This window comes from Alkalihalobacillus sp. BA299, assembly GCF_017745675.1.
Lineage (GTDB): Bacteria > Bacillota > Bacilli > Bacillales > Bacillaceae_F > Alkalihalobacterium.
Map to the genome: position 1 here is coordinate 178992 of NZ_JAFLJM010000002.1, position 22960 is coordinate 201951.

At 37.5% G+C, this 22960-nt stretch carries 22 protein-coding genes; 2 read left to right on the top strand and 20 right to left on the bottom strand.

The features are described 5' to 3' along the window. Nucleotides 1–498: 498 nt before the first annotated feature. Genes J0N78_RS03400 through J0N78_RS03420 form a run of 5 tightly spaced genes read right to left on the bottom strand, consistent with a single transcriptional unit; the run spans nt 499 to nt 4651 of the window. The gene (locus tag J0N78_RS03400) at nt 499–1299 is read right to left on the bottom strand and encodes a tyrosine-protein phosphatase (RefSeq protein ID WP_209121621.1); all 801 of its coding nucleotides are present in this window, start codon (nt 1297–1299) and stop codon (nt 499–501) included. Nucleotides 1300–1314: 15 nt separating this feature from the next. Continuing rightward, nucleotides 1315–2142, bottom strand: a complete 828-nt coding sequence (phnE, locus tag J0N78_RS03405) for a phosphonate ABC transporter, permease protein PhnE (RefSeq protein WP_209121622.1) — start codon at nt 2140–2142, stop codon at nt 1315–1317. Then, on the bottom strand, nt 2139–2930 hold the full coding sequence (gene phnE, locus J0N78_RS03410; protein ID WP_209121623.1) for a phosphonate ABC transporter, permease protein PhnE: 792 nt from the start codon (nt 2928–2930) through the stop codon (nt 2139–2141). Before phnE (J0N78_RS03410) ends, phnE (J0N78_RS03405) begins: the two co-directional genes overlap by 4 nt. Next, the gene (gene phnC, locus J0N78_RS03415) at nt 2927–3730 is read right to left on the bottom strand and encodes a phosphonate ABC transporter ATP-binding protein (RefSeq protein WP_209121624.1); all 804 of its coding nucleotides are present in this window, start codon (nt 3728–3730) and stop codon (nt 2927–2929) included. The genes phnE (J0N78_RS03410) and phnC overlap by 4 nt, the downstream gene beginning before the upstream one ends. 12 nt (nt 3731–3742) lie before the next feature. Continuing rightward, nucleotides 3743–4651, bottom strand: a complete 909-nt coding sequence (locus J0N78_RS03420; RefSeq protein WP_209121625.1) for a phosphate/phosphite/phosphonate ABC transporter substrate-binding protein — start codon at nt 4649–4651, stop codon at nt 3743–3745. Between the two features lie 244 nt (nt 4652–4895). On the opposite strand from J0N78_RS03420, the gene J0N78_RS03425 reads away from it, so the two are divergent. After that, a complete protein-coding gene (locus tag J0N78_RS03425) occupies nt 4896–5525 on the top strand; it encodes a GntR family transcriptional regulator (RefSeq protein WP_209121626.1) in 630 nt (209 codons plus the stop codon). Nucleotides 5526–5702: 177 nt separating this feature from the next. On the opposite strand, the gene J0N78_RS03430 is transcribed toward J0N78_RS03425, so the two are convergent. From J0N78_RS03430 to J0N78_RS03460, 7 genes are all read right to left on the bottom strand, one after another. Beyond that, entirely contained in the window at nt 5703–7307 is a 1605-nt protein-coding gene (locus J0N78_RS03430) for a class I adenylate-forming enzyme family protein (protein WP_209121627.1), read from the bottom strand. 149 nt (nt 7308–7456) lie between these two features. Then, complete coding sequence (locus J0N78_RS03435) at nt 7457–8347, bottom strand: isocitrate lyase/PEP mutase family protein (RefSeq protein WP_209121628.1); 891 nt, start codon at nt 8345–8347, stop codon at nt 7457–7459. A 45-nt stretch (nt 8348–8392) separates the two neighbouring features. Next, complete coding sequence (locus tag J0N78_RS03440; protein WP_209121629.1) at nt 8393–8956, bottom strand: TRAP transporter small permease; 564 nt, start codon at nt 8954–8956, stop codon at nt 8393–8395. A 23-nt stretch (nt 8957–8979) separates the two neighbouring features. Then, complete coding sequence (locus tag J0N78_RS03445) at nt 8980–10284, bottom strand: TRAP transporter large permease (RefSeq protein WP_209121630.1); 1305 nt, start codon at nt 10282–10284, stop codon at nt 8980–8982. Nucleotides 10285–10371: 87 nt separating this feature from the next. Further along, nucleotides 10372–11532, bottom strand: a complete 1161-nt coding sequence (gene dctP / locus J0N78_RS03450) for a TRAP transporter substrate-binding protein DctP (protein WP_209121809.1) — start codon at nt 11530–11532, stop codon at nt 10372–10374. 82 nt (nt 11533–11614) lie between these two features. Continuing rightward, nucleotides 11615–12127: a 3-isopropylmalate dehydratase small subunit gene (locus J0N78_RS03455; RefSeq protein WP_209121631.1), complete on the bottom strand. Its 513-nt coding sequence runs from the start codon at nt 12125–12127 to the stop codon at nt 11615–11617. A 16-nt stretch (nt 12128–12143) separates the two neighbouring features. Continuing rightward, nucleotides 12144–13397: a 3-isopropylmalate dehydratase large subunit gene (locus J0N78_RS03460; protein ID WP_209121632.1), complete on the bottom strand. Its 1254-nt coding sequence runs from the start codon at nt 13395–13397 to the stop codon at nt 12144–12146. A gap of 390 nt (nt 13398–13787) precedes the next feature. Between J0N78_RS03460 and J0N78_RS03465 the strand changes: the two genes are divergently transcribed. Further along, on the top strand, nt 13788–14384 hold the full coding sequence (locus J0N78_RS03465) for a TetR/AcrR family transcriptional regulator (protein WP_209121633.1): 597 nt from the start codon (nt 13788–13790) through the stop codon (nt 14382–14384). A gap of 832 nt (nt 14385–15216) precedes the next feature. On the opposite strand, the gene J0N78_RS03470 is transcribed toward J0N78_RS03465, so the two are convergent. The 8 genes from J0N78_RS03470 to J0N78_RS03505 all read right to left on the bottom strand — a co-directional run bounded on the left by J0N78_RS03470 (nt 15217) and on the right by J0N78_RS03505 (nt 22957). Further along, nucleotides 15217–15873, bottom strand: a complete 657-nt coding sequence (locus tag J0N78_RS03470) for a bifunctional 4-hydroxy-2-oxoglutarate aldolase/2-dehydro-3-deoxy-phosphogluconate aldolase (RefSeq protein WP_209121634.1) — start codon at nt 15871–15873, stop codon at nt 15217–15219. Between the two features lie 19 nt (nt 15874–15892). Further along, nucleotides 15893–16834 (bottom strand): sugar kinase, encoded by a 942-nt coding sequence (locus tag J0N78_RS03475; protein ID WP_209121635.1) that lies wholly within the window; start codon nt 16832–16834, stop codon nt 15893–15895. A 165-nt stretch (nt 16835–16999) separates the two neighbouring features. Next, on the bottom strand, nt 17000–17848 hold the full coding sequence (locus J0N78_RS03480; RefSeq protein WP_209121636.1) for an SDR family oxidoreductase: 849 nt from the start codon (nt 17846–17848) through the stop codon (nt 17000–17002). A 2-nt stretch (nt 17849–17850) separates the two neighbouring features. Next, on the bottom strand, nt 17851–18921 hold the full coding sequence (uxuA, locus tag J0N78_RS03485) for a mannonate dehydratase (RefSeq protein ID WP_209121637.1): 1071 nt from the start codon (nt 18919–18921) through the stop codon (nt 17851–17853). Between the two features lie 12 nt (nt 18922–18933). Then, nucleotides 18934–20331 carry a glucuronate isomerase gene (uxaC, locus tag J0N78_RS03490; protein ID WP_209121810.1) on the bottom strand — a complete coding sequence of 466 codons (1398 nt, stop codon included), beginning with the start codon at nt 20329–20331 and terminating at the stop codon, nt 18934–18936. A 46-nt stretch (nt 20332–20377) separates the two neighbouring features. Continuing rightward, entirely contained in the window at nt 20378–21136 is a 759-nt protein-coding gene (locus J0N78_RS03495) for an SDR family NAD(P)-dependent oxidoreductase (RefSeq protein WP_209121638.1), read from the bottom strand. Nucleotides 21137–21174: 38 nt separating this feature from the next. Continuing rightward, the gene (locus J0N78_RS03500) at nt 21175–22455 is read right to left on the bottom strand and encodes a TRAP transporter large permease (RefSeq protein ID WP_209121639.1); all 1281 of its coding nucleotides are present in this window, start codon (nt 22453–22455) and stop codon (nt 21175–21177) included. Between the two features lie 19 nt (nt 22456–22474). Beyond that, nucleotides 22475–22957, bottom strand: a complete 483-nt coding sequence (locus J0N78_RS03505) for a TRAP transporter small permease (RefSeq protein WP_209121640.1) — start codon at nt 22955–22957, stop codon at nt 22475–22477. Nucleotides 22958–22960 lie beyond the last annotated feature (3 nt).

Genomic DNA, 22960 nt, shown 5'->3' on the forward strand with positions numbered 1-22960 from the left:
AACGTTTAATTAATAGGTGATTTGGGCTAAATTCACGAGTTTGCCGTGATGTAATGTCCAACTTCGTACATTTCCGTTTCAGGTAGAGCAAAACAGTGGATTTCCACCGACTTTTATGTTGAAAATCATCGTCTATTCGTGTTAAAAGGCGGCTTTATTTTTGACTTCGTTGCATTTATCTTCGACTTTGGATGATTTATTTTCAACTTTTAGTGATTTATTTTTAACTTTGGACGATTTATTTTCAACTTTCACCGATTTAAAGATTTCTCGACAAATCTTACTAAATTTCGACACCTGGTAAAACTGTCTCCATTTAACATTCGTTTAAAACACTATCAATTACAGCAGGGGGTCCCTCATAAAAAATAGTCGGTATCCTCTCCTCTCAGATGAGCATAACGACTATTCTAGCAAACTCTTCACTTATTCAACCTCTCTATACTACGTTTAATTCAATCAGCTGAATTTCTGGTGATGACAGGCGCCCAATACAACCTACTCTAACAAACTTTCCCTCAACTTCTCTATCTCTTCTTCGGCTAGTCCAATCTTTTCTTGTAAATATTTTTCGACACTGTCATGGCATGTTTCAATTTCATCAAAGAAGGCCGTAATATATTCCAAACGTGCTTCTAATAAAGCTTCAATTACCTCCTCGTCAACTGGCAGATGGCTCATCAACTCATCATTGAGCAAATTCGCTTTAATCTCTTCAACAAAACAATTCGTATACAGGTAATCTTCAATAATGACATCGCGGGAGACACCAAGGATACTAAAGATCAATGCGGCTACAACTCCTGTACGATCCTTCCCTGCCATACAATGAAATAAAAACGGGGCATCCGGCTCCTCCAACAGGAAGGCAAAAACGCGTCGATAACTTTGAACATAGCTGGCCATTTGTCGATTCATTGCCATTAACACTTCACCTGGATGACTTTTAGAAAAAAGTTGTCGTGCCTCAGCCAAATCCCCAACTTGTCTTACAGTCCCTACCTCATCTGGTATAACTGGACTATGGAGCCAAACTGTATCTTCGCATACTGGGTCAGGATGTTTCTTGATCTCATCTTCGCTACGTAAATCACAGATTCGTTTTATCCCTAATTGCTTGAACAGCAAAAGATCAGCTTCTGTCATTCCGCTTAAATTACCAGCACGAAATAGCTTTCCCCATTTCACACGTCTTCCATCTGCTGCTGGATACCCTCCTAAATCACGAAAGTTAAACGTTCCTTCTAATGGAATGACCCGTCTACTCATATGATCTTCTTTTAACAACACATTTTCCATTCGTTCCCCTCCTATTTATCTTGTTTTCAATCTCATTTTCAAACGGTTAGATATAAACTCGACACTAAAAACCATCATAAAAATAACGAGTGCAACAAAAAAAGCTTGATCAAACCGATATAACCTCATGGCATGCATCAGTTCCCAACCGATGCCTCCTGCTCCAACCGCTCCTAAAATCGTCGATTCCGCAATATCCCCTTCAAAACGCAAGATACACCACGCCAATAGTGCCGTTAAAGCGGTAGGGATGACACCGTGTACAACCACTGACAACCAACTTGCCCCCGTCGCCTTCATCGCTTCAATTACCCCATTATCGATTTCCTCAATCGACTGAGCAAATACTTTAACGAGCATTCCCGTTGCACCTGCTGTAATCGCTAAAATTCCTGGGAATGGCCCCATGCCAACAGCAATAATAAAAATAAGTGCCCAAATAATGGTAGGAATTGCACGAATAAACGAAGCAAACCCTTTAATGAACGATGAAACAACTGGATGAGGAGTAAGATTTTCCGCCGCTGGAAAAGCTAAAATTATGCCAAAGAAAATGGCTAAAATGGTCCCTACAATCGCAACTTGTAGCGATTCAACTGCCGCAGCTAATACCTCCCGCCAGTAGGTGAAGTCGGGTGGCACCATAACAGGTAGGAGTTGGATAAATTTCCCTACACCTGTCAGCAGCCTCAAATAATCAATGGCTAATTGACTTAACGAAAAGATAAAGAAACCTACGGTAAAGACCAATACTCCCACCATAAAATAATTTCTTCGCCGCTTCGGCTCCTCAAAGTCCGTAAAGTGTTCAACCTTCTGATACGATACTGTTTTTTCACTCATATAATTCGCTCCCTCACTCGACTCGTCAACCATTCTGTCGCCAGTACGATAACTAAAATAAGGAGGATTCCCATACACACTTGCCCATACTGAAAAAGCTTTATGTTGGATTGAATCACAAACCCTAATCCACCGCCGCCGACCATACCGATAATCGTCGATGCACGAACATTAATTTCTAGCATGTACAGTGACCACCCTAAAAAACCAGGCAAAAACTGCGGCAGTACACCTTGAGCTAAAACTTGAGTATAACTAGCCCCTGTAGCACGAACGGCTTCAAGCTGTCCTAGATCAATTTCTTCTAATACTTCAGCAAAGGCCCGCGTCAATGCCCCAACAGAAACAATGATCAAAGACAAAGTTCCAACTAAGACTCCGAGCCCAAATGATGCCGTCAACAAAATTGCCCATATAAAAACAGGAATATTTCGAAACAAAGAACTAAAACCTCGCATCATCATGGGGAGCGCTGGATGTGGAGATGTTGTTTTTGCTGTAAGGACTGCTAACACAGCTGCGATAATTGCACCAATTATCATCGCTACAAAGCTCATATAAATTGTGTCCAACGCTGGACTGATAAGACTACTTAAGACGGAAAAGTCAGGAGGCAGCAAATCAGTAAAAATAAACATAAATGCTTCCTGTGAGCCAGAGGAAAGAGTAATCAATGAAAACCCTGTTTCTTTGGCGGACCAAACCGTTACAGCTAAAATGGCCACAACGAATAACCACACTTGCATTTTCTTTTGTTTGCGAATGTTTTCGAGATGTTCAGTCTTCATGAGACCATCTCCTTCTCTTTCTCCTTTTCTAGCTCTTTCTCATTAGCATTCTCTTTTTGTGTCCCATGATAGATGAGCTCAATCATTTCATCCGTGAGCTCTTCTGGCTTTCCATCAAACACTTTTTCCCCTGCATGGATACCGATAATTCGATTCGCATATTTTTTAGCGACATCAACTTGATGGAGATTACATAAACAAGCAATCCCATCTTCTTGACAAATTGTATACAAATGCTCCATGATCGTCTCCGATGATACTGGATCAAGACTTGCAATCGGTTCATCGGCTAAAATCAAATCTGGTTTTTGAGCAATCGCACGGGCAATCCCTACTCGTTGCTGCTGTCCGCCACTTAGTTCATCAGCTCGTTTATACATTTGACTGCCTAGACCAACCCTATGCAACAATTGCTTAGCTTCTTGTTTATCCCGCTCAGAAAATAAGCTAAAAAAACCTTTGAATGAATTCATATAGCCAAGACGTCCATGAAGCACATTGTTTATGACCGATGTACGCTCGACTAAGTTAAATCCTTGAAAAATCATCCCCACCTCACGTCGCAATTTCCTTAACTTCGAAGATCTGACTTTCATAATATCTTCGTTTTTAAAGACAATTTCCCCGCTCGTAGAATCAACCAGTCGGTTTATCGAACGAAGCAGCGTACTTTTCCCTGCACCGCTCGGACCGATCACAACAATAAATTCCCCTTTCTCTATTTGAAACGTAACATCCTTCAACGCTACCGTACCATCGGCATATACTTTTGATACCTTCTTTACATCGAGCAATGTCATCTCATTTCCCCCTTAATTTAACATATCACTTGGAGACATATTCAGACGTTCAGCCGTGTCTCTAATGACGTCAAAGTCACTATCTTCAACAGGAAAATAACCTTTCATTCCCATCACTTCAAAGTATTCTGGATTTTTTTCATGATAGCTTAAAGCGAACTCTCTTATTCTTTCAACTAAATCTTCTGGTAAATCTTCACGATAACTTAATGGCCCTCCAGGAATAGGATCGGACTCCATAATAATGCGAACATCTTCAACATCAAACAATCCAGAGTCTGCAAACATCTCAACGCAGAATTCACACACCGATGCCCCAGCAGCATCTCCGTTCGCAATCGCTAGTAAAGATTTATCATGCCCGCCTGAATAAGCAACACTACTGAAATACCCTTCTAACTCATCATTTCCCAGTCCCAATTCCTTTAACATGGAAGCACGTGGGAAAAGATGTCCCGATGTAGACGCAGGATCGACAAACAGAAAATCCTTTCCTTCTAAATCCTGTAACGATCGAGCTGGTGAATCTTTCGGTACGACAATGACACTTTGATACATAGCCGACTCTTCACTTTGACCCAAGATCGCAAGAGGTTTTGCCCCGCTGCGTTCAACTGCAATAATATAACCAAACGGTCCAAAGTTTGTAATATCAATCTTTTTGGCACGCATCGCTTCAATCATCATGTTATAATCTTGTCCTTCAAACAATTCCACTTCTATTCCTAATTCTTCACTTAAATCATCTGCAAAATCACTCGTTGATCGAGCAAAATTATTATCATCTTCTGTAGCCATCATTCCCAATCTTAATGTCTCAGGCCACCCATTATTTGCAGTTCCCTCAACCTCTTTTTCACTTGTACAACCAGTTACAACAAATAACACCATGAATAAGAACCCAACCAAACCTTTCTTCATTCCACTCACATTCCTTTCATTTCTGTTAGTTTTTGTTGAACACAAGGTTGTATACAACCTAAGTTCTAGTAAATTGTAACAAGAAACTATTAAAAAATTATTAAGAAAATACAAAGACTATATAAAGAAAGTTTTGAGAATTTGTAAATATTGAAAGAATGAGCCTGTTCCTTCGATATCTGTTTGCAACTATTGAAAAAACAATATAAGATAAAAGTTAAAATGACAGAAAGTTGGATTTAAATTGCAACATCTTGAAGAAAAAGCCTTTCTTTTTTTAAGAAATTTATTAATACATGGAGAGTACATGCCAGGAACCTTGCTCTCTGAAAACGAGCTTGCTAGACAACTGGACATGAGCCGAACTCCGATTAGAGCTGCTATTTCCCGGTTAGAAGGAGAAGGATTTCTAGAAACGGTGAAAAATCGTGGCATTCTCGTAAAAGATCCATCCTATAAAGAGTTATTAGATATGTTGGAAGTCATTTTTACCTTTCAATATTATCAGTTTAACTATCAAAAACGAAATTTGTCACAAATTGACACCCCGCTTTTAAAAAAATATTTAGACGAGCAATTACATTGCACGTCTAAAAATGACTACATCGGATATGTTCAAAATACTCTTTCTTTTATAAGGACAATTATATCTGGAGTTCATAACGCGGAAATGTCAAAAATTATTGATGGATTTTTTGATAGGATTTTTCGCTTTTCCATTATTAACTATAAAAGAACCCCCCATCACAGTCATTACTCGGCCAATGCTATTAACCAGAAAATGTATCATGCGATTTTGGAGAATGATTATGAAACCATTAAACAAACTTTGGATAAATATTACGAGACGATCTTCCATCGTTTCAGTTCCTAGGTTGACGGAGATGGGATTCCCCTTATTTACTTGAAAGCTATAATAAAACAACCATTACAGTAGATGACAGCTGTGCAATTCCCCTATCTATTAGAAAAACACGACTTACGCTAAACCATATGAAAAGAGGAAGAGGCAGAACCTCTTCCTCTAAATATATTTAAAAGTTTCATGATGTCACAGTGACACTCCGCTCAGCACCTTTTTCAGCACCTTTCCTCCTGCATTTCTTGGTAACTCTTTAAGAAATTCAATGAATTTAGGTACTTTAAAATCTGCAATTTTTCCAAAACAGAATTCCTTTATTTCGAGTTCAGAACAAACCTCACCTGGTTTAAGTACAATATATGCTTTAACTTGTTGACCAAGATAGTTATCAGGTATACCTACAACTGCAGCTTCTAGTATTTTAGAGTGGGAGTACAAAAGATTTTCTACTTCAATACTAAAGATTTTTTCGCCTCCCCGATTAATCATATCTTTTTTTCGATCGACAATATAAACATAGCCTTCTTCATCTATTTTTGCTAAGTCTCCGGTATAAAGCCACCCGTCTTTAATAGCGTGTTGAGTCGCCTCGGGATTTTTCCAATATCCTGGTATAACTTTTGCTCCCTTAATGATTAATTCTCCGACCTGATTGGCTTGCAATTCATTTCCTTGTGAGTCGATCACTTTTACTTGCACAAGTGGTACAGGTAAACCTATCGACTCAGGCTTTACTAAAGCATCATGGTCTGGGAGTAGAGTATCGAGCCCGTGACCTTCCGTTAAACCATATCCATTATGAATTTTCGTTTGCGGCATATCTTTTCGAAGATTTTTAATTAAATCGACTGGTGCTGGGGCACCTCCATATAGAATGGAGCGCACAGATTTAAAATCTTCTTTACAAAAATTAGGAGATGAAAGAATAAACCAAAACATGGTTGGAACACCTACAAGAATACTAGGTTTATAGGTTTTAACCATTTCGATGACCTTTTCAGTTTTAAATGCTCTAATAATATAAATCGGTATGCCTGTATAGATCGCCCCTAAAAATTGAAGCATTCCCGTAATGTGTAACATCGGTACGATCATCAAAGTACGATCATCCGTTTCTAAACTAAAAGTGTTAGCAAAATTCATTCCTGTTGAAATAAATCCCAGGTGCGTGAGTGTTGCACCCTTTGGCTTGCCTGTTGTTCCAGAGGTAAAAAAAATAGAACAAATATCTGTTTCTTTCGCAGGATGAACAATTTCTTGATCATCATGTGGAAATAGGAGAAAATCAAATGGTTCGGCACTTGAATGCTGGGGCTTTTGGTCAGTGACAAAACAATGTTTTAACGTCGGCATATTGGTTAATAGATCTTTTACTTTTAACCACTGGTTATGATCTGCAATGAGAATAGTAGATTCTGAATTGTTTATTTCATGAATGATTTCCTCACCTGCTAAACGTGTATTCAAAGGTACAGAAATAGCACCAATTTGGGCAATCGCAAAAAAGCAAGTTGGATAATCTATTCCATTTTCCAATAATAATGCAATCCGATCTCCTGGTTTTACACCATAATGCCGGCTTAAATGATAGGCAACTCGATTGACCCGTTGAAGAAGATCTGAATAGGTTAATGTTTCCTCATTAAAAATTAATGCAGAAGATTGAGGAATACGCAAGGCAGTATTTTTGAGTAACTGATAAACATTCTTTGGTCTGTATTTATATAAAGGAATTCCTTCTTCATCATAGGTGATTTCAAATTGGTCATTTGATTTCTGTGTCCAATGGTTCACCATTATCACCTCTTTATCTCACAAATTAATTCATTTAACAGTACTTCTAAAATGTTTTTCGCAGTTTCTATTCCCGTATATTTCAAGGAAGGTGAACTGCTAACTACTTTATATTTCAACGCTACGCCCATTTAATCTAGTTTAAAAAATTAATAGATTTCACTTTCATTTGGTAAGTACATTTCCTCCAATTGAGAGACCTTTTCCATGCCTAATGCTTTAACAAGTTCATGATGAGCTGTACGAGGGGTTTTCATTCCGACTATTGATTGCTTTTGTCCTAGTTGTTGAAAAGCTTCTGTTACGGCTTGGTGCATCGCTGTAACGGAAATTAATGCAAAGTGAGCAATTTTGGGACCAATCCAGCGAATTTCCTCGATTGATAAATTTTCTAACCACCCTACAATAACAAGAGAAACTGGACAGCCTACCTGATCTACAAACTGCTTCACTTCTTCTTTATTCTTAAAAGTTTTCGAAATTGGCTGAACAAGATCGGCACCAGCTTCGTAGTATAATTTTGCTCTTTGAACTGCCTCATCAAAGTTCGTTGCATCTGTTCGGGCAATAATAATCGTATCCGGATTGCTTTTATGTTCAACTGCTGCTTTAATTTTACCGACCGCTTCAGATACTGGAATGATTGTATTCGTTTCATCCACACAGATTGGACAACGCTTCGGACTAATCTGGTCTTCAATAATGACACCTGCAGCACCTGCCCTTTCAAATTCATGGACGGACTTAATGACACTAACTGCATTGCCATAACCGGTATCAATATCAGCAATTAATGGTTTGGCAGAGACATACGTCATCCGACTTACAGCTTCTACATTTTCAGATCTTGTATACATTTCAGTATCAGGTAAACCAAATTGTTGTGCCGAAATAGCAAATCCACTTGATAAAAGCGCATCAATTCCTTCAATATCATTAACAACTCTTGCACTTAAAGCATCGCCAACACCTGCAGTAACAATAAGATCACGTTTTTTTATTAATTCTTTTAACGAATATTGTTTGTTTACTTGTACCATTTCCTATCTCCTCCAAAATAAATAGTTTTTTTAACAAGTAAATGGTTAGGATACATACGAGGAATCTTCACCATCTATTTTTCCTTGTTGTTTTTGAAAGGTGATCCATACTCCTTTTGAAAAGAAGTTTTTTAACAGGAGTAAAATGATTTCAATCGCAATACATCCAAAACCAATTGGTACTAAAAATAAAAATGGATACACTGGAAAAAGATAACCTGCTGCTGGAAACGATGCGTTTTTTTCGGTTCCAGTTAATCCATAATCAAATGAATAGTAAGTAATCAAGACAACAATGATCAGCTCCAATAGAAGCAGGAGGATGTGTATTGTTTTTTGGAATATCTTAGGGGCTTTTTCGATGATCATTGAAATTCGCGGCATAATCCCAGATGAATACGCATATAGAATGATCGGAAATGCAGCGAGAGGCATTAAATAATTTCGAACCATTTCATAACTACCTGGTATAGAAGAGGACAAGAGATTTCTAGATAATACATCCAAAGTTATAAATAAAATCATCCCAAAGATTGCAATTCCACTAAGGATATTCCCTCCTTTTTTGATATATTCAAAGTATCCATATACTTGTTCTAATTTTGCCAATTTGATTCACCTCTCTCATTCTCTTATTTAACCGTAGAAGGTAACCATGTTACTGTCCCTTGAAAGAGAATCATTATTCCACAAACGACAATTGCTACAATAAGTGCTATGAGCATCGTATATTTAAATATCCCTTCTACTGCGACACCACTTGTAGCAGAAACCGCATAAACACTTAACCCAACTGGAGGGGTGATCAAACCAATTGTACAAATGACAGCGATAAATACTCCAAACCAAAGCACATCAATTTGTGCTTGTTCAATAATCGGGAGAAGGATTGGCAAGGTCATCAAAATAACAGCTGCCCCCTCAATAAACATGAATAAAACAAAAAACACGACGGCTAATATTACGAGAACCAAGAATGGCTGTTGTAACAATCCTTCTAGTAAACCAGAGATCTTTCTAGGAAGAAGTGAAAGTGAAACAAACCGTCCAAAAATTTTAGCACCAATCAAGATTAAAACAATCATCCCTGTAATTTTTGTTGTTTCAACAACGGAAGAGCGAATAAATTCCCAGTTCAGTTTCCCAAGTATGAATGCTGTAATAAAACTAGCTAGTGCTCCAATAGCTCCCGCTTCGGTCGGGGTGACAAAACCGGAATAAATTCCACCAAAAATAACGGTAAAAATAAAAAGACCTACACTACATACGATAATCATTCGTTTAGTACTTAACGTTTTACTTTGAGCATTTGCTAGATCAACAGAAGTACGTTGATCTTTGTAGAGAATAAAAACCAAAATAATTAGAACCATCATAATTAATATTCCCGGAATAATCGCACCAATAAATAAACTACTAATTGGAGTCTCTGTTATAACCCCATATAATATTAAAATAATACTTGGCGGAATAATCCCGGAGAGTGAACCACTTGTGGCTGCTATTGCCCCAGCAAGCTCTGGTTTATAACCGTAGTTTTTTAATTCTGGAACGGCTACTTGACCGAGTGAAGCGGATGTTGCTGCACCTGAACCAGATACCGCACCGAGAAAGCCTCCAACTAAAATAGTTAAAGCTCCAAGAACGCTAGGTTTTCCTCGGGATACATTGTAAGCCATTGTAAATGCATCCTGAACGATGCCAGCTTTTAAAATAAACTGTGCCATGATAATGTAAAGCGGAATGGTTGTGAGTGTATAACTAGAAATTTGTGAAAAAGGATCCTGACTGAGAAAGCCAGAAATAATATCAAACCCTTCAATATATATTAAGCCGAAAATTCCAATTGCAAATAGAATTGAATGAATATTTAAGCCAGCAATCATTAAAACGAAAAAAGCTATAAAGATAGAAATAATTAACAGAATGTCACCCATAACATTCACTCCTAAATAGGGAGGGGAGCTCGTTGATCTTTAACGAGCCGAACACCCTCCACCACTATTGATATTAGTTAAAAAATACTAGTCTAGTTGTTTAATGGCGTCTGGTACATCTCCTCCAAGCTCAAGTACAATATCACGCCATAGCTTTGCAATTTCTGTTCCAGGCTCTCCTTGATCTTCTAAAATCTTAATAAAATCAAACCAAGTTTTTTCCATCCCACTAACTAGTAACTCTTTAACTTCTGGGTCTAAATCGTTTACATCAATAAACTCAGCACCATTGCTTTCTGTTTGCTCGATGATTTCACTACGACGATCTACCCAAATTTGAGCACCGTCTTCAATATTATCGTTAACAGCCTTAATCATTATTTCCTGAATATCCTCTGGAAGCGCATCCCATTGTTCTTGCGTCATGGCGAGGAGCGAACTGAAATGGCCAAGATTGACATTTGTAACTGTGTACTTAAAGAGTTCTTCAAATCCGTATCCAGTCCAATCTGATATAAATAGAAAACTCCCATCGACAGCTCCGCGACTCATCGCATCGAATAAATCAAAAGTAGGCATTGTTACTGAATTAATACCAACGTTTTTCGCATAGAGCTCATGAATACGTGAAGGTGTTCTTAATTGCGATTTTCTAACTTCATCTACACTATTAAACTTTAAGCCTGTAGTTGAAATGGAATATTCTTCTGAAATCGTTGCAGGTAGTACTTTTAGTCCATGCTCTCCATATTCCAACTCAGAAAACGTTTTACCGTCTTTTAAAGGGGTCTCACTTTCAATTAATTTTTTGAAAGCCATCGTACCAATGATTGGACTTGACTTTGTTAAAGGTAACATACTAATTTCAGAAAGAGGGAAAGTAGATGGGTCATAAATCGGTAACAGTGGTGCCGCAATATGAACTGTTCCTTGTTTGAGCGCCTCCATTTCATTCGTAGCCTCAACTAGTTCTCCCGAAGTAAACGTCTCAAACGTTACTCTTCCATTTGTTTCCTCTTCAATTTGCTTCATCCATGGCTCATAAAAACCAACCCAAAGACCATGTTTCGGACTGAGTGCAGACGTTACTCGGAAAGTAAACGTTTCTTCGGTTGTTTTCGCCTCAGTTTCTTCTTCTTTTTCAGAAGATGGTTGCTCATTCGCTGCGTTTTCTGTTCCTCCGCTACTACATGCAGCCATCAATAGGATGAATAAACCAATTAATACACCTAACAAAGGATATTTCATTTTCAATGTGATTGCCCCCAATCGTTTTTTAGGATATTTGAAAAATGCTGTTTCCTAACAAATTTGTAAACTTACATACTTATTAAATAGATTTCAAGCGAGTATGTTTTAAATATTCAATAATACCACCATGAACAATTAAATCTTTTGTCTTTTGTGGTACTTTATTACAAGGAAGTTCAATGTCTTTATCTGGAAAAGACAGCTTCTCTGTTTCCCAATTAAAGTGAACTCGGTCCCATCTGTTTGCGATTGTAGAAATGCCGGGACATTCGATTAAAGGAAAACCATTCGTCGATTCCCCGCGATAAAAACCTGGAGAAAAGGATTCCGCAATAATTGCTTTAATCCCGAGAGCTCTTAAAGCACGACAAGACGGATAATGAGGGTGACCGTAACCAAAATTTTCACCACCTACAATGACATCTCCTTCACGAACATCGGTTTTAAAGTTGGGGTCGTATTCCTTCATACAAACTTCTTTTAACTTTTCAATGTCTTTTGTCTTGATATTGTCGACACCTACAATCAAATCGATATCGTAATTAGCTTCTTTAAATATCCAGGCAATCCTCCCATTAATCGTAGGAAGCATATTCTTTTTCACCCCCTTAAAGCATTGTTCTTGGATCTGTAATGATACCTTTAACTGCTGTTGCCGCAATCGTGTATGGACTTGCTGTATAAATTTCGGCCTTATTACTCCCCATTCGTCCAGGAATATTCAACGTTCCGGTTGAAACGGCACGTTCGCCTTCAGAAATCGCTCCCATTTGACCGATACAAAAATCACAAGTTGAAACATTTACGAGTGCACCCGCTTTAATCAACTTCGATGTAATTCCTAGTTCACTCATTTTAGCCTGTATTAATGTCGAAGTTGGAACAGCATTTAAACGAAAGGATTCCGCAATTTTTTTCCCATCTAAAATTTCAACAGCTTGCATAAAATCTTTTATTCTACCACTTGCACAAGAACCAATATATCCAGCATCAATAGGTAAACCTATTACATCCGATATCGGTACAGTATTTGCTGGGGAAGGTGGTGCTACAATCACCGGTTCAACCTCATCAAGGTTAATGGTGTATTCTTTTGAATAAACGGCACCTTCATCAGGATAGATTTCATCATATTCTTCTACACCATGGTCCTTCAAATAGTTATAAGTCATTTCATCTGTTTCCATTACTGCGCTTATCCCGCCAAGGAACATAGCCAAATTACAAAGTGTAAAGCGCTCATCCATTTCTAACGAAGAAAGTCCTGGTCCACCATATTCAATAACGCTAGAGCGGCACCCTGCTGGCCCCAATTCTCTGACAATCGAGTGAAATATATCTCTGGAAGTGACCCCTTTTGCTAATTTTCCGGTTAAATTAATACGTACGGTTGGTGGAACGACTAAAGAGACTTGTTCTGTTGCAAATGCTTCGATCATACTATTGCGAATGCCAACACCAATCGCACCAAGTGCCCCCACTGTGCTAATATGACCATCAAAATGGACCACAAAACGTCCCGGTTGGATATAGCCTTCCTCAGAAATCACATGATGACCAATTCCCTTTCCTTCATAAAGTTTAAAACCATAGCGTTTCGCAAACCTTCTCGTAATCGCATGAATTTCTTGTTCCTTTGGTGTTCCTGCAGGATATAAGTGATCAATAAATAAAACGAATTTTTCTGGATGCTTTACTTTTTCAATTTTAAGCACGTCAACCATTTGCTGTTCATACTTATCAACATAACCAGGATAGTCATAAGCAGTGATTACATCCGGTGAGAAAAGTCGTTCATCACCTGTACGAACCACACTACCAAAATTTTTAGTAAATACTTTCTCTACTATTGTTTGACTCAAAATCTCACCCCTTTACTTAAAATAAAGTCAGTCTATTTAACTAGACTTTTTAAGTTTTCATACCCAAGTTGATCTTCAATTGAATTTTCGTTTTCGTTTGTTCTATTTATCACCCCCTATTAAATTTCCCCTGTAATCTTTTAGTTGTTGATTGTATGCGTTTTCAATTTATGATTTATTAAGCGAGCCAACCTCTATCAACGTTATAAAGTTTGACCCGTTATGCTTTGGACGGTTTGTTTACTAAGCAAAAAAATATGTAAGATTTAAAATTTTTTATATTTTTTTGCTTTATTGACTTGAGTCAGTGACTTGAGTCAATTATAATACTAATAAGAATTCTAAATCAACTAAATTTTTAAAAAATTATAAAATAAAAGGTGATAAACTATGAACTCTCGTCAAATTAAAGCTGTAGAAACAAAAAATGCACTATATACTAGTGCCATTAAATTATTTAAGGAAAAAGGGTATGAAAATGTACACGTTGAGGAAATTGCTGAATTTGCTGGAACTTCAAAAGGATCTTTTTATACTTATTTCAAATCAAAAGACGGTGTCGTTATCGAACATTATAATAAAATCGATCAATCTTATGAAAATGCGTTGAATATTCTACCGGAAAATACTCCTGCTGTAAAAAAACTTGTTACCGTATTAAATGCAGGATTTCAATTCTCTGACGATCTTGGATATGAGTTTTTATCTTTAGTTCTTACCAATCAATTATCACTAAAAGAAACTGAATCATTAGTTGTAGGAAAAAATCGAAAATTATATAAAGTCGTTTATAGTATTATTGAAAAAGGGAAAAAAACAGGTGAATTCGACATTAATGAACCGATTGAGAGCTTGGTTGAAATGACTTTAACATTTTATCGGGGGTTATTTCTTGACTATTGTCTAATGAAGAATCCCAATATAAAACTGAGTAATTATGGCGAAGTTAGAATGAAAACATTTATTGAAAAGATGTTTTTTAATTAATTCGATTACTTAAAAAGAAGTAACCACCTTATCCACTGGTCGAGAGCGGAGGTGGTTACTTCTTCTTTTTCTAAAATATAAATTAAGAGATTTCGTATCTTTTACACAAACTTGAAAAGATAATTTTCTTTTTTATTTAGTACACGTTCTCCCTATCAACCGTGAAACAAGATTATTCAGGATATCTCATGAAATTTCGGGGCGTCACTGTGACAGCTCATACTGTTGAACACTCTTAGTAATCATTAAATAAATGTTTATTTAATTGAGAAATCGGACATATTCCACGAGATTACAGTGAACGAAATCACTAGTTTCAGTATGTTTCCATTGCATACAGGTCCAAGATATGCCGTTTTCACCGATTTTGTGCTGAAAACCCAGACTTCGCGTGATGAAAAATAGTTTTATTTTTAACTTTACAGCGTTTATTTTCAAGTTTATACGATTTATTTTCAACTTCTTCCTAAATATTTTCAACTTTCATCCATTTATCGATTTCTCGACAAAGTTACCTATATTCCGACACCAAATCATGCCAAATTCACTTAAAAACGGTAGCCACGTTTCCATCATGATAACCTCCCTTCTTCACAAGAAAAGTGCAAGCCCCATTCAGCGGTGTATGGACTAGAGCCCCACCGTATGAGATAAAGGAAACACGGCGAGAGTAATCGAGCCGCTGTTGACTTATCGTAAGGAGGGGGAGCGAAGTCCACTAGACGCTAGGCGCTGTACCTAGACATCCTCGAAATTTATGTATTCTTTGAAAAAGGAAGAGGCAGAACCTCACCCACTTAAAATTTGACATTTTATGAGTTATTTCGGGGAGTCACAGTGACATCCCCCGAGCTTTTTTTATTTCAGAAATAAATTGTGACGCTGTTTCTTTGATAGAATCAAAATCAGATCGCTGAATGGCCTCTTTATTTATTAAGGTTCCTCCAACGCCAACTGCTTCAACTCCTGCTTTAATAAAGTCTCCAACATTATTCACATCAATTCCACCAGTTGGAATGATCGGTATTTGCGGGAATGGGCCCTTTACATCCTTTATAAATTTAACACCAAGAACTGAGGCCGGGAAAATCTTAACCATATCCGCTCCACATTCCATAGCGTTCATCATCTCTGTTGGAGTCATTACTCCAGGGACCACGACTTTTCCATAGCGTAATGTTGTTTTTACAACTTCTGGGTTGAAGTTAGGGCTGAGGATATAATTTGCCCCTTTACTTATTGCAAGTTGTGCAGACGCACTGTCAATCACTGTACCCGCACCAATGAGAACCTGATCTTTGTATTTCTTGGATAGAAATTCAATCATCGAAAACCCATTTTCACCTTCTACTGTAATCTCTAAAGTATTGATTCCACTTGAAATCAGAGCTTCTGCTAAGTCTGAAATTTTATCTTCAGGTATGTTGCGAATAACTGCGATAATTCCATTGTCTTGAATCTTTCTTATTGTTTCAATCTTTTCAATCATTTTTCCCAACCTCTTTCACTTAACGTAATATTTCCTTCTTACCGTTCGACTGAATCTGAGACCAATATGGATAACCCTCTGCATCACCAGCAACGGTTAATGCATAAGCGGCCACCTTATTGGCTAATTCCACGGATTCTTTTACTGACCATTGACGAATTAACCCTGAAAGAAATCCACCAGCAAATCCGTCTCCAGCACCAATTGGATCCACTATGTTTTCAACAACTTGTCCATCAACATAACCACTTTCAGTTTTTGTAGCAAAATAAGCTCCCTTTTTCCCTAACTTTACGACTACGGTATTTGTTCTTCCCTGAAGCAGCGTTTGTGCAATTTCCTCAGGAGAGCTCTTACCAGTTAGGATCTCACCTTCCTCAATACCAGGGAGGACGACATCACAGAGACTGGCAATATCCTTTAATACGTTCCCTGCTTCCTCTTGGGTCCAAAGCTTTAATCGGATATTCGGATCGAATACAACCTTGACATTATTTCTGCTTGCTAGCTTAATCGCATGATAGATCGTTTCTCTACACGTTTGACTTAGTGCAGGTGTAATGCCTGTAATGTGTAAAAACTTTGCTCTGGCGATATAGTCTTCATTAAGATCATCAGCTGTCATATAGCTTGCTGCAGAGTTTTTTCTATAGTAATAGACTTTTGGTTCACCACCATTTTTTCTTTCCTTAAAAAATACAGCTGTTTGGTTGTTTTCATCAAAGAGAACTTGGCTCGTATCTACTCCTTCTCCACGAATCAAGTTGCGAACATAAATACCAAAATCGTCATCTCCAAGCCTGCTTATCCAGCCTACTTTATGCCCTAATCTTGAAAGAGCTATCGCTACATTAGACTCTGCTCCACCAATTGTTTTATCAAATTTACCTGCATAACAAAACGAGCCCGCTGAATCTGGGGTAAATAGAACCATTGATTCTCCAATCGTTACTACATCCATTATTTACTACTCCCTTCTATTAAAACTTCTATATGTCGTTTGCAAAAAATGTTTGATCGCCTAGAAAAACTAAAATCGCTGCCTTTTCTTTATGCTTTATCCATTTGAAGTTCCACTCTTAAAGAGTAAAAAAAGATAAGTCTATAAAACTTATCTTTTTAGTAGTTAAACTCCTGAATACGCCATGAAGCCACCATCAACTGGTACCGTGATCCCTGTTACAAATCCTGACATATTATCATCTACTAACCACAATAATGTCCCTAATAAGTCTTCTGGTTTACCAAATCGTTTCATCGGAGTATGTGCCATAATTTTTGTAGATCTTTCCGTTAATGAACCATCTTCGTTTGTTAATAATTTTCTATTTTGCTCTGTTAAGAAAAATCCTGGTGCAATCGCATTTACGCGGATACCCGCATCAGCAAAATGTACAGCCAACCATTGTGTTAAGTTATCAATTCCAGCTTTAGCAGCACTATAGGCAGGAACTTTTGTCATTGGCGATGGTGCACTCATAGAAGAAAGGTTGATCACCACTGCACCTTTCCGGTTTACCATATCTTTAGCAAAAATTTGTGTCGGAATAATGGTCCCTAATATATTTAAATCAAACACAAACCCAAAGCCCTCTTTCGTTAAATCAAAAAAGGTTTGAATATCTTTATCTTCTAGATCCTCTGGTTGAAAGGTTTCCTTTGTTGTAATTCCATCCGGATGATTTCCACCAGCACCGTTAATCAGAATATCACAAACGCCAAATTTCTGGATGATCTCTTCTTTTGCTTGGAATACACTTTCACGATTCAATACATCACAAGCAATTGCTAATGCCTCACCACCAGCATCAATAATATCTTGTTCAACAACTTTCCCTTTTTCTAAAGTTCTATTTAAAATGGCTACTTTGGCACCTTGGCGTCCAAGCTCTCTCGCCATAGCTCCACACAAGACGCCACTTCCGCCAGTAATCACAGCCACTTTTCCTTTTAAATTCTCATTTATACCTAGCATATTTAAACACCTCTCTGCATTTTTACGAGTGAATCCCAAATTCCCCACAAATACATAATTCCAAGCGCACGATCATAAAGTCCATAGCCAGGTCGACATTCCTCATTCCATAAATGTCTGCCGTGATCAGGTCTTGCATATCCTGTAAAACCACTATCATGATAAGCCTTAACGATTTCACATATATCGAGTGATCCATCACTTGCTCTGTGTGATGTTTCAATGAAATCGCCATTTTCATAACGTTTTAGATTTCGAATATGCGCAAAATGAATACGATCATGGAATTCTCTAATCATTCCAGGAATATCATTGTTTTCATTCGCTCCTAACGATCCACTACATAACGTAAGGCCGTTATACGGACTATCTACCAATGATAAGAACTTTCTAATATTCTCTTGGTTCGTAATAATCCTTGGTAATCCAAATACTGGCCACGGTGGATCATCCGGGTGGATTGCCATTTTTATATTTAGCTCTTCTGCCACAGGAATAATTTCTTCTAAAAAATACTTCAAATTTTCCCAAAGCTTTTCTTCAGTCACACCCTTATACGCCTCGAACATCTCCGATAATTTCGCTAATCGTTCTGGTTCCCATCCTGGTAAGGTAAACTCATCATTTTCTAAAAATCGGTTAACTAAATCAGAAGGATCCATATTTTCTACCTTGGAACTTTCATAAAATAATGCGGTCGATCCATCCTCTAACTCTTTAAATAAATCAGTACGCACCCAATCGAAGACAGGCATAAAGTTATAACAAATTACCTTTACACCTACTTTTGATAGCTCCCTCATCGTTTCTTTATAATTTTCAATATATTGATCTCGAGTAGGTAGTCCTAGTTTAATATCTTCATGAATATTTACACTTTCAACTACATCAATGTTTAGATCATATTGTTCAGCTTGACTTTTAATATTGATAATTTCTTCAATTGGCCACTTCTCACCAGTTGGGATATGGTGAAGTGCCCATACGATCCCCGTAACCCCTGGTATCTGTTTTATATAGGAGAGAGGAATCGTATCATTTCCCTCCCCAAACCATCTAAAGACCATTTCCATTGTTATCACCTATTATTGTTTAGATTCTATTCCTAAATATTTCTCTATATTAAAATAGCAAATATCTTCTATGATTTTTCCTAATATTTCAAAGTCAGCAGGATATTCCCCTTTCTCTACCCAGCTTCCGATGATATTACATAAAATTCTTCTAAAATATTCATGTCTCGTATATGATAAGAAGCTTCTTGAATCTGTGAGCATTCCTATAAATTTAGGTAATAATCCACAGTTGGCCAGAACTTTAATTTGATCTTCCATACCATCACGTTGATCATTAAACCACCATGCGGTTCCAAATTGAATCTTCCCAGGAACATCTTCTTGGAAATTTCCAATCATAGAACCAATCATATAATTATCTCTAGGATTCAAGTTATAAATAATCGTCTTCGGTAATGAATTCTTATAATCTAGTGAATTCAATAAATGAGATAAATCCTCTGCATAAGTAAAGTCAGCGATCGAATCAAAGCCTGTATTTGGACCAACTGCTTCTAATTTTTTCGTATTATTATTTCGTAACGCCCCAATGTGTAGCTGCATCGCCCAACCATAATCAGCATAAAGTTTACCTAATGATTTCATTACAGCCGTTTTGTACTTAATAATTTCATTGGTTGTAAGTTCCTCGTTTAATAAACCTTTTTTGAAGATACGATCCACTTCTTCATCACTAGTTTCTAAGTAAAAGTTTGTATCTAAACCGTGGTCAGATAATCTGCAGCCTACTTCATGGAAAAAGTGAACTCTTGCTTCCAAACCTTCTACAAAGTCAGTATAAGTTTTAATAGAAAGGCCAGTAATTTCTTCAAGCTTACTTACCCAATGATTAAACGAAGGACTTTCAACTGTTAATGCTCCATCTGGTCGAAAAGTAGGCAGAACATGGACATCAAATGCTTCATTCTCTTTTAACTCTATATGATACGTTAGATCATCTAATGGATCATCCGTCGTACAGATTCCTTTAACATTAGAACGTTTAATCAATTCTTGGGCTGTAAAGGCCTCAGTTTTTAGTAACTGATTACACGTCTCCCAAATTTCATTGGCCGTTCCCTTATTTAGCGGAGTCATAATGCCAAAATATCGTTGCAGCTCCAAATGCGTCCAGTGATATAACGGATTCCCAATCGTAAATGGAACGGTTTCAGCCCATTTATCAAACTTCGCTTTTTCATCAGCGTTACCAGTGATCCATTCTTCTTTTATGCCATTGCTTCTTAAGGCTCTCCATTTATAATGGTCATCCGTCAGCCAAATGTCTGTAAGCGAGGAAAACGACTTATTTTCCGCAATTTCCTTCGCAGAAAGGTGACAATGATAATCAAAAATTGGCATATCTTTAGCAAAGTCATGATACAACTTTATCGCGGTATCCGTTTCCAACAAAAAGTTTTCATCCATAAATGCTTTCACAACGGACCTCCTTATTCCTCATTTCACGAATATTTTAATCCATTAATAAACCGCCATTCACTTCAATGATTTCACCTGTTATGTAGCTCGCGTATGGAGATGCTAAATAGAGTGCCGCGCCAGCTACTTCCTCTGCAGTTCCTTCTCTACCTAATGGCACTTGGTTTGCCATCCCTTTTCGCATTTCAGCGGTAGAGTATCGATCATGGAAAGGAGTTGTAATGATCCCAGGTCCAATCCCATTGACACGAATGTTGTAGCCAACCAATTCCTTGGCTAACCCGCGTGTAAATGTACTAACCGCTCCTTTGGCAGTAGCATAAGCAACCGCTCCAGGTCCACCGCCATTTCGTGCTGCAAGAGAAGTCATATTAATGATTTGTCCTTCTTTTTGCTGTTTTAATAGTGGTAATGCTGCTTGAGTAACATGGAAAACAGAATTCAAATTAATGTTCATAATATCATTCCATGTATCGACATCTAAATCTTCAATTTTTGTACGAGTGACCATCGTACCCGCATTATTAATGAGAATATCTAATCGGCCAAATTCTTTTTCAATTTCAGAAGCCATTTGATTAACTTGTCCTCGATCTGTTACATCCCCTGAAACAAGAATAGCTTTCACACCCTTACTGCGAACCATTTCTAACGTCTCTTCTGCCTTAGAAAGGTTAGAGTTTCCGTGCACAACCACATCGGCTCCGTGTTCAGCAAATGCCAGCGCAATGGCTCTGCCAATTCCCGTACTACTTCCAGTGACCCAGACAACTTTCTGATCAAATGAATACAAATGATTACCTCCTCAAAAGTAATAGTAGATTTAAAGATCTACATAAATAAATCTGGTAAAAACATGACAATTCCTGGTACAAACGTTAATAACGCAATGAGAGCCATAATCCCTAATATAAATGGAAGTGATTCCTTCACATATTCCTCAACCGAAACATTTGTAAGGGAACAAACGGTATACATCGTTACCCCAACAGGTGGAGTCATTCCTCCAAATGTAACGATCGTCATCATCAAAATTCCAAAATGAACGGGATCCACGCCAATCTGTGTAACGATTGGTAAAAAGATTGGAGTTAATAATAAAACAAGTACGGTTGATTCTATAAACATCCCAGCAAAAACAAGGAAAATTAAAATTAAAATCAATAATAGACTTGGATTGCTAGTAATCCCGAGCAAAAACTCGGCAGCCGTTTGCGGTAACCTATCATACGTAATTAAAAATCCTAGAATTGAAGATGCAGAGATAATTAATAAAATAGTGGCATTATCAGTTACAGATTGAGAAATCGATTCTTTAAACGTTTTCCAGTTCAATTCCTTATAGACTAAAAAACCAATAACTAGAGCATAAACTACGGCAAATGCTCCTGCCTCTGAAGCAGTAAATATTCCAAAACGAATTCCAACGACAAGAATAACTGGGAATAAAAGTGCCCAAATACTATCTTTAAATGTCATAAGTACTTCTTTAAAGGACATTCTCTTTGTTTCAATATCTTGGTCATATCCTCTTCTTTTCGCAATGATATAAGCAACAATCATTAGAAAAGCCATCATCAGAATACCTGGTATGATTCCCGCTAAGAAAAGCCTTCCTATTGAAACTTCCCCAACAAATCCATATAAAATGAGGCCAATACTAGGTGGGATCGTTGCAGTGATCAAAGAACTAAATGCAATAACTCCAACTGAATACCCACCTGAATAGCCCTTAGCGATCATTTGAGGACCTAGAATTCTACTCTGCATGGCTGCATCCGCATTGGCTGACCCAGAAATCCCCCCCATAATCGTACTAAGAACGATCGATACGTGGGCTAAACTTCCTATTAAATGACCTGTTAAGGCGTTTGCAAATCGCATCAGTCTCTTCGTAATCCCAGAAGAGTTCATTAGATTCCCTGCTAGGATAAAAAAAGGAACGGCAAGTAATGGAAAAGATTGTGTTCCAGCTACCATACGCTGCGCTGTTATTTGAACAGGTAAATTAGGATCTAATATGAAGAAGAAAAGACTCGCGATTCCAATCGCAAATGCGACTGGCATATTAAGAAAAAGTAATACAAAAAATATCACAGCAACGAGTAACACCTATTTCACCCCTCTTTACTCAACTATTTGATACTGTTTTAAGAGCCATTATTTTCTCCTTAATTTTAATAAGGATAGTAAAAATCATCAGAATACAACCGATTGGGACTGACAATGTGACAAACGAATAGCTCATCGTGAGATTACTAATTAATCTCACTGAATTTTCGATACTAAGCAAAATTCCGAAATACCCGATAAAAATAAGAAAACCCATTACTAGTAACATCATTAGGATCTCTAAGGTGACTCTTAATCTATCAGGTAATTTTTTAGTAAAAAAGTCAACACCAATATGTCTGTCCTCCCGAAGAGCCCGGTTAGCCCCTAAGAAAATGACCCAAACAAATAATAATTGAGCAAATTCAACGGACCATGGGATGGGCGAACCTGCCCATCGCATGACCGAAGCTATAAATACAAAGAATACGACACCTATCATTAAAAAATCAGTTATAAAATTCTCTGTTTTAACATAAGTTCTTCCAATTTTATTTAACATAGA

Coding starts and splice junctions, on each gene's coding strand:
- dctP (WP_209121809.1), bottom strand. CDS start 11,532: ATGAAATATCCTTTGTTAGGTGTATTAATTGGTTTATTCATCCTATTG.
- J0N78_RS03475 (WP_209121635.1), bottom strand. CDS start 16,834: ATGGATGTAGTAACGATTGGAGAATCAATGGTTCTATTTACCCCAGAT.
- J0N78_RS03505 (WP_209121640.1), bottom strand. CDS start 22,957: ATGTTAAATAAAATTGGAAGAACTTATGTTAAAACAGAGAATTTTATA.
- J0N78_RS03420 (WP_209121625.1), bottom strand. CDS start 4,651: ATGAAGAAAGGTTTGGTTGGGTTCTTATTCATGGTGTTATTTGTTGTA.
- J0N78_RS03435 (WP_209121628.1), bottom strand. CDS start 8,347: ATGGTACAAGTAAACAAACAATATTCGTTAAAAGAATTAATAAAAAAA.
- phnE (WP_209121622.1), bottom strand. CDS start 2,142: ATGAGTGAAAAAACAGTATCGTATCAGAAGGTTGAACACTTTACGGAC.
- J0N78_RS03455 (WP_209121631.1), bottom strand. CDS start 12,127: ATGCTTCCTACGATTAATGGGAGGATTGCCTGGATATTTAAAGAAGCT.
- J0N78_RS03465 (WP_209121633.1), top strand. CDS start 13,788: ATGAACTCTCGTCAAATTAAAGCTGTAGAAACAAAAAATGCACTATAT.
- phnC (WP_209121624.1), bottom strand. CDS start 3,730: ATGACATTGCTCGATGTAAAGAAGGTATCAAAAGTATATGCCGATGGT.
- uxaC (WP_209121810.1), bottom strand. CDS start 20,331: ATGGATGAAAACTTTTTGTTGGAAACGGATACCGCGATAAAGTTGTAT.
- J0N78_RS03480 (WP_209121636.1), bottom strand. CDS start 17,848: ATGCTAGGTATAAATGAGAATTTAAAAGGAAAAGTGGCTGTGATTACT.
- phnE (WP_209121623.1), bottom strand. CDS start 2,930: ATGAAGACTGAACATCTCGAAAACATTCGCAAACAAAAGAAAATGCAA.
- uxuA (WP_209121637.1), bottom strand. CDS start 18,921: ATGGAAATGGTCTTTAGATGGTTTGGGGAGGGAAATGATACGATTCCT.
- J0N78_RS03400 (WP_209121621.1), bottom strand. CDS start 1,299: ATGGAAAATGTGTTGTTAAAAGAAGATCATATGAGTAGACGGGTCATT.
- J0N78_RS03470 (WP_209121634.1), bottom strand. CDS start 15,873: ATGATTGAAAAGATTGAAACAATAAGAAAGATTCAAGACAATGGAATT.
- J0N78_RS03445 (WP_209121630.1), bottom strand. CDS start 10,284: ATGGGTGACATTCTGTTAATTATTTCTATCTTTATAGCTTTTTTCGTT.